General features: G+C 59.5%; 10 protein-coding genes. 3 read left to right on the plus strand and 7 right to left on the minus strand.

From position 1 onward, the window contains the following. Positions 1–14 precede the first annotated feature (14 nt). Entirely contained in the window at positions 15–2,654 is a 2,640-nt protein-coding gene (gene clpB, locus SH664x_RS13955) for an ATP-dependent chaperone ClpB (RefSeq protein WP_437201885.1), read from the minus strand. A 415-nt stretch (positions 2,655–3,069) separates the two neighbouring features. Here clpB and SH664x_RS13960 point away from each other — a divergent pair, with 415 nt between their 5' ends. Next, positions 3,070–4,263, plus strand: coding sequence for a glycoside hydrolase family 88 protein (locus SH664x_RS13960; protein WP_437201887.1), 1,194 nt, complete (start codon positions 3,070–3,072; stop codon positions 4,261–4,263). A 178-nt stretch (positions 4,264–4,441) separates the two neighbouring features. Here SH664x_RS13960 and SH664x_RS13965 read toward each other — a convergent pair whose 3' ends face one another. The 3 genes from SH664x_RS13965 to zwf are packed head-to-tail and all read right to left on the minus strand — an operon-like array spanning position 4,442 to position 8,698. Then, positions 4,442–5,629 carry a CinA family nicotinamide mononucleotide deamidase-related protein gene (locus tag SH664x_RS13965; protein ID WP_437201889.1) on the minus strand — a complete coding sequence of 396 codons (1,188 nt, stop codon included), beginning with the start codon at positions 5,627–5,629 and terminating at the stop codon, positions 4,442–4,444. Between the two features lie 3 nt (positions 5,630–5,632). Next, complete coding sequence (locus SH664x_RS13970) at positions 5,633–7,147, minus strand: pyridoxal phosphate-dependent decarboxylase family protein (RefSeq protein WP_437201891.1); 1,515 nt, start codon at positions 7,145–7,147, stop codon at positions 5,633–5,635. Between the two features lie 3 nt (positions 7,148–7,150). Continuing rightward, positions 7,151–8,698, minus strand: coding sequence for a glucose-6-phosphate dehydrogenase (gene zwf / locus SH664x_RS13975; protein WP_437201893.1), 1,548 nt, complete (start codon positions 8,696–8,698; stop codon positions 7,151–7,153). A gap of 231 nt (positions 8,699–8,929) precedes the next feature. On the opposite strand from zwf, the gene SH664x_RS13980 reads away from it, so the two are divergent. Beyond that, a complete protein-coding gene (locus tag SH664x_RS13980; protein WP_437201894.1) occupies positions 8,930–9,787 on the plus strand; it encodes a hypothetical protein in 858 nt (285 codons plus the stop codon). Between the two features lie 217 nt (positions 9,788–10,004). Then, on the plus strand, positions 10,005–11,096 hold the full coding sequence (gene ychF / locus SH664x_RS13985) for a redox-regulated ATPase YchF (protein WP_437201896.1): 1,092 nt from the start codon (positions 10,005–10,007) through the stop codon (positions 11,094–11,096). A 182-nt stretch (positions 11,097–11,278) separates the two neighbouring features. Here ychF and lpxA read toward each other — a convergent pair whose 3' ends face one another. The 3 genes from lpxA to SH664x_RS14000 form a co-directional block, all read right to left on the minus strand. Then, the gene (gene lpxA, locus SH664x_RS13990; RefSeq protein ID WP_437201897.1) at positions 11,279–12,094 is read right to left on the minus strand and encodes an acyl-ACP--UDP-N-acetylglucosamine O-acyltransferase; all 816 of its coding nucleotides are present in this window, start codon (positions 12,092–12,094) and stop codon (positions 11,279–11,281) included. A gap of 563 nt (positions 12,095–12,657) precedes the next feature. Next, entirely contained in the window at positions 12,658–12,948 is a 291-nt protein-coding gene (locus SH664x_RS13995; RefSeq protein WP_437201898.1) for a 4Fe-4S binding protein, read from the minus strand. Positions 12,949–13,209: 261 nt separating this feature from the next. Beyond that, positions 13,210–13,593 carry a rhodanese-like domain-containing protein gene (locus SH664x_RS14000; RefSeq protein WP_437201899.1) on the minus strand — a complete coding sequence of 128 codons (384 nt, stop codon included), beginning with the start codon at positions 13,591–13,593 and terminating at the stop codon, positions 13,210–13,212. Positions 13,594–13,596 lie beyond the last annotated feature (3 nt).

Here is a 13,596-nt window from a genome sequence, read left to right on the forward strand (position 1 = left end):
GATCGCCTGACACCTTACTTGCGTGCGAACGTCAGTTCGCCATGCTGCACGTCGACCCGAATCGTCGAGCCCTCGGGGAATTCTCCCGTGAGGATCGCATTCGCGAGTGCGTTCTGCAGCCGGTTCTGCACAACTCTCTTCAGCGGACGGGCACCATACACCGGGTCGAACCCTTCGTTCGCCAGTAGCGTTTTGGCATCGTCCGAGACCTCCAGCTGAAAGTCATGCTGCAGCAACTGCTTCTGCAATCGCTGAATCTGCAACTCGACAATCTTGCGGATGTCGTGCCGCTGCAGCGGATGAAACACGATCACTTCATCGATCCGGTTCAGGAACTCAGGACGGAATTCCCGCTTGAGGGCCTCCATGCAGACTTCACGGATCTTCTCATCATCCCCTTCTTCCGCCAGTTCGAGGATCAACTGCGAACCGATGTTCGACGTCATCACGATGATCGTATTCGTAAAGTCGACCGTCCGGCCCTGACCATCGGTCAGTCGACCGTCATCCAGCACCTGCAGCAGCACGTTGAAGACGTCTCGATGGGCCTTCTCAATTTCATCCAGCAGGATCACCGAGTACGGATGGCGGCGGACCGCTTCCGTCAACCGGCCCCCTTCTTCATAACCGACGTACCCCGGAGGGGCACCGATCAGCCGTGCGACGGAATGAGCTTCCATGAACTCGCTCATATCGATGCGGATCATGTTCTTCTCGTCGTCGAACAGAAACTCCGCGAGAGCCTTACACAGCTCCGTCTTCCCGACGCCGGTCGGCCCCAGGAAGATAAACGAGCCGATCGGCCGGTTCTTGTCCTGCAGGCCGGAGCGAGACCGCCGGACCGCGTTTGCAACCGCTTCGACCGCTTCCTCCTGATTGATCATCCGCTGGTGAATCAGGTCTTCCATGTTGAGCAGTTTTTCCCGCTCGGTTTTCAGCATCCGGCTGACCGGCACACCGGTCCAGGAGGAGACCACCTGCGCAATCTCTTCCGGGCCGACTTCGGTCCGTAGCAAGCGGGTGCGATGCTCCTGATCCCCCTTAGCCTGCTTCTCGGATTCCTCCGCCTGCGCCTCGACCTGTTGCCGGAGGAGCTTGCGTTTCTGGTCGAGTTCGAAGAGCTTCTGATAGTCCGACTCCTCCACTCGCCCTGAGGCCTGCCGTTCCCGGATCGTCGCTTCGAGCTGGGAATATTCGAGTTCGAGCTGTTCCAGCTGCTCACGGACCCCTTTGACGTCTCCCAGGCCGAGCTTCTCCGATTCCCATTGCTCTTTGAGACTCGCGAGCTTCTGCCGCAGCTGCGTCATTTCCTCATCGATCGCCTTCCGCTCTTTTTCGGAATCCTTTTCGTTCTCTTCGGCCAGCTGACGGCTGGCGATTTCCAGACGGGTCATCCGCCGCTGGACTTCGTCGATTTCCGTGGGAACGGAATTAAGTTCCATCGCCACCCGGGCGGCCGCCTCGTCGACGAGATCGATCGCCTTGTCGGGCAGAAAGCGATCCGTGATATACCGGTCCGACAGAATTGCCGCAGCCTCAAGGGCCGCATCACGAATCTTGATGCCGTGGTGCTTCTCGTAACGTTCCTTCAGACCGCGGAGGATGGCAATTGTGTCTTCGACAGTCGGTTCACGAACCATGACCGGCTGGAACCGACGCTCCAAGGCGGGGTCTTTTTCAATGTACTTGCGGTATTCGTCGAGCGTGGTGGCACCGATGCAGTGCAACTCGCCTCGAGCCAACGCGGGCTTGAGCAGATTGGAGGCATCCATCGCACCGTCTGCCTTCCCGGCACCAACGACGGTGTGCAGCTCGTCGATGAACAGAATGATCTGCCCCCCCGCTTGTTCCACTTCCTGCAGCACTGCCTTGAGCCGGTCCTCGAATTCGCCCCGATACTTGGCCCCGGCAATCAGCGCGCCCATGTCGAGTGCAATGACCCGCTTGTCTTTGAGCACGACCGGCACGTCACCCAGCACGATCCGATGCGCCAGCCCCTCCACGATGGCGGTCTTGCCGACACCGGGATCACCGATCAGGACCGGGTTGTTCTTGCGGCGTCGCGACAGGACCTGCACCACCCGACGGATTTCACCATCGCGGCCGATCACAGGGTCGATCTTCCCTTGCCGGGCCATCTCGACCAGATCCTTCCCGTACTTCTCCAACGCCTGATATTTGTCTTCAGGATTCTGATCTGTCACGGAATGGCTGCCGCGGACCGCCTTCATCGCCTGCAGGATGTCTTTTTCTTCCACCCCATTCAGCTTGAGCAGCCGCTGGGCGGCGTCGTCAACCTTGGTCAGAGCGACAAACAAATGCTCGGTCGAGACAAACTGGTCGTTCATGCCGGTGGCAAGCTTCTGGGCTTCATCCAGAACCTGCGTCAACTCGCGCGACGCTCCGATATCCATATTCGAGCCGGACGAGGCCGGGAGTCGGGCAATTTCGCTGTCGACCATCGTCGTCAGCTGCCCGGCCTTGACGCCAATCTTGCCGAGAATGGCCCGGGGAATTCCCTGCGGATCCTGCAGCAGGGCTGCCAGGAGGTGCAGGGGAGTGAGCTGTCGGTTTCCTTTTTCCTGAGCAAGAGCGTGTGCCGACTGGATCGCTTCCTGCCCTTTGGTGGTGAGTTTATTCATTTGAAAAGCCATAGGGCGTACCTTTCTGTGGGGAGTCGTTCCCGGAACAGCAAGCTGCATTCCAAGTGAGCATACCCCAGAAAGTGGGACATAACCCCATTATTTTCCGGATGTTAGCTCGCCTCCTGAAATCTCTGCCTCCAGGCAGACTGCCGTTTAGGCAGAACACAGCCTTAACAAACACTCCCAGGAAACCGCCATTTCGGCACCACCCCATGCGTGCATGCGCAAACCCTTGAACTGATCTGACTTGGTCACAACACCACGGCACAGCGGGCCCGAAGTGGGGCAGGCAGTGGCCTCAAGAAGCAGGTTATGCCAAGATGAGCGAGTGGAACGCTTCGGAACAAACTCTTAACGGATTTGTTTTGCGGCAGAGGAGCTGGGTCGCCCTCTGCTGGTTCTTGAACTCACCGGGAGATACTCGATGCAGAATGGTTTCAGCCACAAGATTATTTGCCTCTTCTGCACAGCGACGTGGCTGAGAATCGCCGGCGCTCTCCTTGTGCTGGTCTCCAGTACGTTCGCCCAGGATTCTTCACCTTCGAAGTCGAAGTTGTATGTCGCAGCGACTGCGGTCGCAGATCGTGTGCTGCGCGAGGGACCGCCGAATGACGAAAGGTACCCTTATCATCGGGAGCTGACGCTGGAGGGCTTGCTCGAGTGGAGTGCGGTCACCGGCGACCCAAAGTATCAGGACTATGTCCTGAAGATGCTCGCGGATCGGGGAGTTCACCCGACCACCGAGGTTTCCTGGCGCCAGCAACCCTTCGGCTGCCTGACCTACGAAACCTCCCGGTTCACGGGAAACCAGGACTGGCTGCCGGTTTTTATCCGTCAGAGCCGTCTGCTCCGCACTGAAGTGGAACGTTCTCCCGAAGGGGGGATCCTTCATCCGCGGGGTGCCAAACGTGGAGGGGGACAGGCGTTACTGATCGATGCCCTGGGTGAATACATTGCCCGGATGGCTCAAGCTGGGGAGTTGACCGACGAGCCGGAATTCCGCCGGGAAGTCGCCGAACAGCTCAGAATCTACGCGGAGATCGTCCGGGACCCGAAGACCGGTCTTTGGTCGCAGGGACGCGGTTGGCTGGCCGCTGAACCACAAAAGCTCTCTCCAGGATTCTGGTCGCGCGGACATGGCTGGTTGATTCGAGGAATGGAACGGTCGCTGCGCTCATTGCCGCCGGATTCGGATGAGTTCCAGCAAGTCCAGCAGCACTTCGTGAATCTTTCTGATGCGCTGCTCATCCGTCAGACGGAATCTGGTCTCTGGCATTGCCTGTTGACCCGATCTCCAGAGGAATCACCCTATGAAACCAGCGGCTCAGCGATGATCGCCTCGCATCTGGCGCGGGGATGGAAAGCAGGCATTCTCAAGGATGCCAAATATCGCGAGGCAGCCATGCGGACGTTTGAGGCGTTGCCCGAGATGGTGACAGCCGAGGGGGTGGTACTGAGCGTCAGCCCCGGACCTGGCCCTCTGGAATCCGAAGTGCCGTGGCTGCGCAGCTCTTTCCCACCCAATGATCCGCACGGGGCTTTCACGATTTTATCAGCAGCCACCGCCGAACATCAGTTAAGCAGCGGTGCGCACGCCTTGCCTGAAAGGACCCCTTGAGCAGACGATTCACTCTCAAGCCCCGGCTTTTCATTTTCTTGTGTGGCTCAGCGCGAAGGGCCCCGGTGCGGAGAACGAACGTCGACTGATGAGCACGCGTGCCCGAAGGTGCAAGCATGTCACCCTTCACACAGCACTCGCTGACCCAGCGCGCTCTGCTCAGTGTCCGTGCTCGGTTTCATTTTGAGAACATCAGTCGCTGGCGCAGCAAGTCCAGAGCCAGCTTTGTCACCCGGCTCTCCACAATATCCGGGTTCCCGCTCCAGTTCGTCTCCACCACTTCCGGCGGGTGTCCCGCCCCCAGCAGGCCAATCGGCATCTGGAAAGCCCGCCGGCCGGTCTCGTCGGTCGTCACCGTCAGCGGTCCGATCGCAAGCAGATAATGCGCTGCGGTTTCCTCATGCAGACGCACCGCTGCCTGAAACCAGTCCTCCGGTCGCTGCGAGACAACCCAGCCTCCGCGGTAACATTCCTCCGCACGCGGAGCATGAGCAACACGGTCCGCGAGCAGGCCGGCGGTTCCACATTCGATTGTGACAAAGTTCAGCCCGCGATTCGCAATCTCCCGCACCACCACCTCTTCCAGCGTTTCATCCTCGACCCCGAACAGATAGTTTCCGAGCCGGGCCCGGATCGCTGACGAAGCAGTGGCGATTTTGTGCTGGCAAACCTCTTCGGAATCTCCCTGCGCAATGATCCGCAGCGTAATCGTCGCTTCATGAGCGGTGATGCCGATCTCGGGATCATGTCCGCGGGCAGTCAGGTCGCCGAGCAGTTCCTCGACCGCCGATTCACCCAACCCGAAGCAGTTGAGCCGCGCCCGGCGAATCACATTTCCTTCACCGGGGATGCGGGGCTGGACCTGCTCCACAAACATCCGCCGCATTTCGCTGGGAACACCCGGCATGGCAGCCATCAGGCAGGGCGACCGACCGGGACGGGCCAGCTCCATCCAGACACCGGGAGCCGTGCCGACCGGATTGAGTAACGGCTGTGCGCCGCGAGGAAACTGGGCCTGCAACCGATTGCGGGCCGGCATCTCGCGTCCCCGTCCGCGGAAGTAGCTTTCGATCGCCTGCAACGAGGCTGCGTCGGTCACCAGTTCGACACCAGCCACGGCGGCCATCGCTTCGCGGGTGAGGTCGTCCAGCGTTGGCCCGAGCCCGCCGGTAATAAGGACCAGATCAGCCCGTTCGCCCGCGATCTTCAGCACATCAATGTTCGCTGCCAGGTCATCGGCCACCGTCGTGTGAAAATGCACGGGGATGCCCAGGTCGGAAAGCTGCAGACTCAGCCATTGGCTGTTGGTGTCCAGCTTGGCTCCCGAGGTAATCTCGGTGCCGATGGCAATAATCTCCGCGCGCATGATTTACCCGTTCTGCAGTTCGTGCCCCACTCGCCGGATCGCATTCAGCAGCTGATCCAGTTGCTCATCATCGGTCAGGGGATTCATCACCGTGACGCGAAGAGCTCCGGCCTCTTCAACAGTTGTCTGAACAATATAGAACTCGCCCGACTCGATCAGCCGTCTGCGGATGGCACGGTTGAGCTCCCCGGCCCGACGTGTTTCGTCGGTCGTTCCTCTCAAAGCAGCAGGAATGTAGCGGAAGACGAGGATATTGGCTTCCGGCTCGTTCAGCGCTTCAAAATCGTCGGCAGCCAGAACCTTTTCATAGAGGGAGCGGGCCGCTGCGAAGGTCACGTTCACGAGATCCTCGAACAGTCCCGGACCGTAGGTCGACCAGAGTCCCCATAATCCGTACGCCGCTGCCTGCTTGGTGCATTCGATGGTTTTCAGCCCCCCATCAAATTCAGCGAGCCCGGGAGCAGAGGGATCGAAGAGATAGGGGGCATCCTGCCGGAACGCTTCATAACGATGAGCGGGATTCCGGTAAAAGACGAACGCGCACAACGCTGGGACAAACAGCATTTTGTGAGCATCACAGATGAAGCTGTCGGCCCGCTCAATCCCCTGGATGAGGTGCCGGTGCCGCGCACTCAGAGCGACCGCCCCGCCATGGGCCGCATCCACGTGCAGCCAGACCTTATACTCGGCACACAGGTCCGCAATTTCCTCCAGCGGATCGAAGGAGCCGGTCAGGGTGGCTCCGGCACAGGCGCAGACCGCCACAATCGGAGTTCCTTTCTGTCGCAGGGTGCTCAGCACCTCGCGCAGCCGGCGGGTGTCCATTTTGCGACGACTGTCGACCGGAATGCGAATGATCTGTCGGGTGCCCAGGCCAAGAATTCCGGCAGACCGTGACACGCCGTAGTGGCTGTCACCCTGACAGATCAGCACGGGGGAAGCCGAGTCGGAAGCGACCCCGTGTTCCCAGCTGTCCGCCAGACAAACGTTCCTCGCCGTCAGTAATGCTGTCAGATTCGCCAGCGAGCCGCCATTGGTCACGAGACCTGCGAATGAGTCCGCCGGTAATCCAAAACGTTGTCCCAGCTCCGAGATAACCGCATGCTCAACGGCCGTCGCCCACGGGGACATCTCGTAAATTGCCATCACCTGATTGGTCAGCTTCGCCAGTGCGTCGAACAACCCGGCGATGGGAAGCGGAGGAGGGACCTGATGACCAATGTAATGCGGATGATGGAGATTATGGCCGTGCCCAAGGGCGGTCTCCAGCAACTGGAGAAACCTGTTGGCAACGGCAGAAGTATCGAGATCCGGCAGCCCGGCCCGCAGTTCGCTTTGCGCGGCAGGAATCGTTCGGGAGGCCGGGTTCCAGTTGAGAACGGGTCCCTCCCCGGAAGTGACCTGTTCATAGTGGCGGGCGAGAGTCCCCGCAAATCGGGGAAGCAACTCCCGCATCACAGCAGGACTGTAAGCGTTTCGAATCCGGTGGCGGGCCTGGCCGATCTCGATGTCGTCCATCGCTTATTTTCCCGTTGGGCTGCGCCATTGCCGTCCGCTGCGGGCGAGCAGTTCCATCGCCCCTTTCGGGCCCCAGGTTCCCGCCGGATACGGTTCCGGCTTGTGATCCGGCTCGGCCCATCGCTTCAGAATCGGGTCCACAAACTTCCACGCCGCTTCCAGTTCGTCCACGCGCGTAAACAGCGTGGAATCACCCCGGATCACATCCAGAATCAGCCGTTCATACGCTTCCGGCAAAGGAACATCGAACGACTCCTGAAACCGAAAGTCCATATCGACCGGCTGCACCTGATATTGCATCCCCGGCCGCTTTGCCGAAAACTTCAGCGAGATCGACTCGTGCGGCTGAATGCGGAACACCAGCGAGTTCGGCCGGTCCTCGACCATCTGGCAGATTGTTCCTTCGCACTCCACCGTTCGAAAGAGACTGAGCGGCGGGAGCTTGAACTGCACGGCCACTTCCGTCACCCGAGCCGGCAGCCGTTTGCCGGTCCGCAGATAGAACGGCACACCCGCCCAGCGCCAGTTTTCGACACGTGCCTCCAGAGCCACAAAGCTTTCAGTACGTGAGTCAGGAGCGATGCGCTCTTCTTCGAGGTAACCGGGAACCTGCTTACCGTTGATGACAGCCGAGGTGTATTGTCCCGCCACGGCCCAGTCGTCGACCGAAGCTCCCGGCCCCGGACGCAAGGTTTCGAGCACTTTCAGTTTTTCATCGCGGAGTCGTTCTGCATCGAACAGGGAAGGGGGCTCCATCGCCACCAGGCAAAGCAGCTGCAAGGCATGATTTTGAAGGACATCGCGCAGGGCGCCTGACTTGTCGTAGTAGCCTCCGCGGCCCCCTTCAATCCCTTGCGACTCAGCAACGGTAATCTCGATGTGGTCGACGTGGTTGCGATTGAACAGCGGCTCGAAGATCGAATTTCCAAACCGGAAGAGCAGGATGTTCTGGACGGTTTCCTTTCCGAGATAGTGATCGATCCGGTAAATCTGCTCTTCGTTGAGATATTTCGAGAGATCGCTCGCCAGCTGCCGAGCCGACTGCAGATCGTGGCCAAACGGCTTTTCCACGACGATCCGGAACCGGTTCGGGTCATCGGGAATCATGCCCGCTGCTGCCAGGTTTTCGACCGATGGAATAAACAGGTCGGGCGTCAGGGCCAGATACACCACGCGCTTGCCCGACAGTCCGTGCTGCCGCTCCAGGGCGGTGACATTCTCATTCAGCTCGTGGAAATCGGCCGGGTGAGTGAAATCGGTCCGCAGATAATGCAGTTGCTGCGAGAACGTTGCCCAGTGCTTGTCGACGACCTCGGCAGTCAGCTCGTCGACGAGCGTGTCGTGCATCTCCTGCCGGAACTCATCATCCGACTTTTGGCGACGGGCCACTCCCACAATCTGAAACTTCTGCGGAAGGTATCCGTTCCGAAACAGGGAAAAGACTGCCGGCAACAGCTTCCGGCTGGTCAGGTCGCCTGAGGCTCCGAAAATCATGAGCGTCAGATCGTCCATGAATTCGAGTCGGCCGGAGAGCACAGGGGCGTTTTGCATTGGAACGGTTTCCGATGGAGTCGATATCGAACTGCACTGACACTGCAACAGCCCGCCCGGTTCCCGGGAAGGGGAGTCCTTCGGCCGACCGCCGCAGCCTGTAAAAATCAGAAAGAGGTCAGAGTGGTCGTCTGGAATTGAACGGCCTCTCCGGGGTATCTTCTCTGATCGGCCTTTTGTTGTCAGCTGTCGGAAAGAGAACTTCTTTCAAAACCTGGAACCGGCGGGATCATGCTCCTGAAATTTCATCGGGAAATGCGGCGCGACTTCAGCCGATTCCTGCTTGCTCCTTTCGTTCTCCTGCTGAGCCTGACGGGCTGCGGAGTGGGCACCTACGAAGAGCGGTTGAAGGAATCGGAGAAGTTCTATGAGTATCTGGACCGGCTGAACAGCAATCTTTCTCCTGCAGCCTGGGACCGCCGGGAATTCGACATGTCACTCCGAGTCCCGCTCCCCTTCCGGACACCACTCCCCCCGCCGCCCAAGCCGAAAACCGGCCCTGATGGAGAACCGGAACCGGGCACCCTGCAGCCGGTGGTCAGCCCCCTCGGCGTGGAGCTGCCAGGACTCCTTGAAACGTGGAAAACGTCCTTCCCCAATAGCAACGGATTCGCGGAAGATGCCTATCTGTTCGTGCTGAGCAATCACGATCGATTCGCATCGGTCGGGGAAGGGGGGCCTTCGCCATCCAGCTACTTCGCCGAACTCGAAAATCTACTGTCCAGCCTGTTTCAGACCACTATCCCGGAAGGGGAATCGACCCGCCCGGGAGACAACGTGCGTTACCGACTGACGGTGCCCGCACGCGGGAGTCCCCACGCCGCGTACACACCCGGCAAGGATTATTCTGTGATCCGGTTTGTTCCCCACGATTCGGGGCAAGCGTATCAGGGGCTGCTGTTTGAACGTCGCGTCGGTGACATTCAGGCGGCGATTTTTGTGCTGTGTCCGCAGTCGATCACCGCCCAGTTTCGACAGCGGCTCGATCTGGCACTGGAAACTTTTGCGGTCTCGGGAAAAGTCCCGCGTACGGCCACCCGACCGGGAATGCCGTCGCGGACCTCCACCGGGGGAACCGGAGGCTTCTGAACGGTCTCCTGCGTTGCCCGAAAATCGCCTACCGAAAAATGGCGAACGGAGCTCCATGACAAACGGGCTCGATCCTGAAATAATGCTCCGCCACAGTCCGTCCGACGCGTCGCGCTGACCGCGACTCTGTCTCCGTCTGGACGCGGGGACATCCCGCGAATTGGACACCGTTGCGGGCTCGCAATGGTTCACCGTGTTACGACAAGTGAGTTGATCAATGGAAGCTGGTATCGTCGGTCTGCCGAATGTGGGCAAAAGCACCCTCTTTAACGCGCTCACCTGCTCGCAGGCCGCCCAAAGTGCGAATTACCCCTTCTGCACGATCGATCCAAACGAGGGAATTGTCAGCGTTCCGGACGACCGCCTGCAGCGGATCGCCAATTATTTCAATCCGCAGAAAATCCTGCCTGCCGCACTGAAACTGGTCGACATTGCCGGCATTGTCAAAGGGGCCAGCGTCGGGGAAGGGCTCGGCAACAAGTTTCTCAGCCACATCCGCGAAGTCGACGCCATTTTACAGGTGGTTCGCTGCTTCGAGGATCCCGACGTCATTCATGTGGCGGGCCAGGTGAATCCTCTGAGCGATATCGAGATCATTGAGACCGAGCTCATGCTCGCCGATATGCAGACGCTGGAAAACTCCAAAGGGAAGGCGGAGCGGGCCGCCCGGTCGGGAGACAAAGAGGCCAAAGAACGGCTCGCGCTGTCCGAGAAGTGTCTGGCTTCACTGAACGACGCCCAGCCGCTGCGCAAGGTGCAGTGGGATCCCGCGGAACTAAAGCTGCTCGCCAGCTTCGGCCTGATGAGTGCCAAGCCGGTCCTCTATGTCGCCAATGTCGCCGAAGATGATCTGGAAGGAAAAGCTCCGCTGGTTCAGCAGGTGCGGGACTACGCTGCACAGAACGCAGCCGGGGTTGTTCCTGTGTGCGCCAAGCTGGAGTCGGAAATTGCGGAGCTGGATGAAGCGGACCGGGCAGAAATGCTGCAGTCCGTGGGTCTCACGGAACCGGCTCTCGGGGCACTGGCGCGTGAGGCCTATCGCACTCTGGGGCTGCAGAGCTATTTCACCGCCGGTCCCAAAGAAGTGCGGGCCTGGACGATTCCGATCGGCGCCACCGCACCTCAGGCTGCGGGAGTGATTCACACCGACTTCGAACGTGGCTTCATCCGCTGTGAAGTCTACACGCTGAATGATCTCGAAACATTCAAGACGGAAGTTGCGATTCGCCAGGCAGGCAAGCTGCGAGTCGAAGGAAAGGCCTACGTGATGCAGGATGGGGACATCTGCCACTTCCTGTTCAACGTCTGACAACGTGCTGACGAAAGGGGTCGCGGCACATTCCGTGCGGATGTCAGTCGGGTCCCAGCCAGGGGGCAGAAGCAGGGGCAGGGGATTTCCGTCGGGAGCCCCTGCCAGCCGCCCGTCCGGGAGTCGGCCGCGACCAATTCTCGTCGGCGCTCGGCAGGCCCCCCACCCGGGAGCCGTCGGCATTACTCCGCATGCATTCGCGAAGTCCCCTTCAACCGCTCTTCAACGGCGTCGCCGGCAATTCCACGTTTGGAGTCCGCAGAGAGAAACGCGATCAGACGCTGTCCGGCCTCGGACGTGATTGATTCTTTCAACTCCCGGAGGGCTTCCGTCCGGTTGTATCCCGAGCGATAGAAAATCTTGTAAGCCCGCTTGATCTCGTCGCGGTCCCTGGAGTTCAGTCCGCTCCGCAGCAGGCCGACCCGATTCACTCCGACCAATGCCCCGTCACGATCGGTCATGAAGAAGGGGGGAATGTCCTGCACCACTTTCGCCAGCCCGCTGATCATCGCGAGTTCGCCGATCCGCACGAACTGATGAACCGCTGCGTTTCCCGAGATGACAGAGCGTGTGCCGATATGGACGTGTCCACCCAGCAGCGAACCGCTGATCATGGTCACGCCGTCAGCGAGCACACAATTATGGCCCACATGAGCACAGGTCATGATGAAACAATGGTTGCCGACAATGGTTTCCGATCCCGGCTGCGTTCCCCGATGAATTGTGGCGCACTCGCGAATAATGCAGTTCTCGCCAATCCGGACGGAGGAATCCTGTCCCTCAAAAGCCCGGTCCTGCGGAAAATCACCGATGACGGCGTGCGAGTGAATCTGGGTTCCCGCGCCGATCGTCGTCGGCCCGTAAATCGTGACCCCTGCTGCCAGACGGCAGTTCGCACCGATGGTCACCGCCCCCTCGATGACGACAAACGGGCCTATGATGGCGGTGGGATCGACCACTGCCCGCGAATCGATGACCGCGGTTGGATGAATTGGCATGACTGGTGTTCTCGACCCGATTGCAGGGTACCTGGGGAGCGTTTGCAGGCCGGCATCTCGCAGAACACATTGTGCTGCGCGGCCAAAACGCCAAACGAATTGAAGACATGCTCGGGAACAATGTTCACATCGCGGCCTCACCGGCAGCATCGTGATTTCATGCTCCTGAGAAGAATCCCTGTTCAGGCAGAGCACAGATTTTCCGAATGCCGCAGCGAACCTGCAGCGCTGCCATTCACCCGGAGATTCCAGACCAGGAAAATGGAGAAAATCCGCCCCGCGAACTGATTGGGGTTTCCATATTCAGCCATTGCGGGTGTGGCAGAGCGTCTCAGCAGCCCCGTTCCCATCAACGGCGTGCCGCTCGCGTGACCGTCCCATCAATTTGCTCAATCGTGCTTACAATCTCACAGAGTGACGATTCCCACAAGAGCATGTTCGACACCGGGCGGGGCAGGCAGGGGGCTCCGGCAGATCTGGACAAAAAAAAACCGGCCACGATCACGCGGCCGGTTCTGAGTTTCAAATTCCGCAGGGAAAACCTGTTCAGCTGCCGTGAAGGCTTATTTCGCTGGCGGATCGCTTCCGAGGGGGGTCTTCTTTTCGGTGATCACCGGACAGAGCGGAGCCATTTCAGCGTTCAGCTCTTTGTACGGCAGCCAGGCTTCGGGAAGGTTGTCTTCATGGAAAATGGCTTCCACCGGACACTCGGGAACGCACGCTTCGCAGTCAATGCATTCATCCGGGTGGATGTAAAGAATCTGCTCCGCTTCATAGAAGCATTCCACTGGGCACACGACCACGCAATCCGTGTATTTGCAGTTAAAACAGGGTTCGGCAACAACGTGGGTCATCCGTTTTTCCTTTTCGATCTCAAAGTCGGCTGAATCAGGTCCCTATGAAACGGCTTCCCTGTGAATCGGTTGCGGCAACAGAATCCTATGGGAAATCTGCGAGGAATCCACATCCTCTCGACCGGCGTCGCCGCCGGCCCCGCGTTCCACCCGCTTACTCCATCGCCGAAAACTTGATGCACCCTCGTTTTATGACCCGGCCACCCCGCTGTCAAGGCGTTCCCATTTCCGGATTTACGACTAAACGATTGAGATTGCATCTCAGGATTTTGGCGTCTCAGTCGGGTAGCCCGCCCCTGTCCAGCCGCTCCATCCCCCATCCATCGAGATGACCTGCCGATAGCCCATCTTCTGCAGAGCGTCCGCCGCGAGCGCGGAGCGGAATCCGCCGCCGCAGTACAGGACGAGTTCCGTCTCCGGATCGGGAACGACCTTTTCAATATCCCGTTCAATCACCCCTTTTCCGAGGTGAATCGCCCCCGGCAGATGCCCCTTGGCGAACTCGCTCTCTTCACGGACGTCCACCAGATTCAGTTTCTCACCCGCCTGGAGCCGCTGATGCACCTCGTGCACGTTCGTTTCCCGGACACGGGTGCGGGCATCTGTCACAATTTCCAGGAAACGGGGAGAGTGTTGCTTCGCCATCAG

Source organism: Planctomicrobium aquicomposti, from assembly GCF_051466325.1.
GTDB lineage: Bacteria > Planctomycetota > Planctomycetia > Planctomycetales > Planctomycetaceae > Planctomicrobium.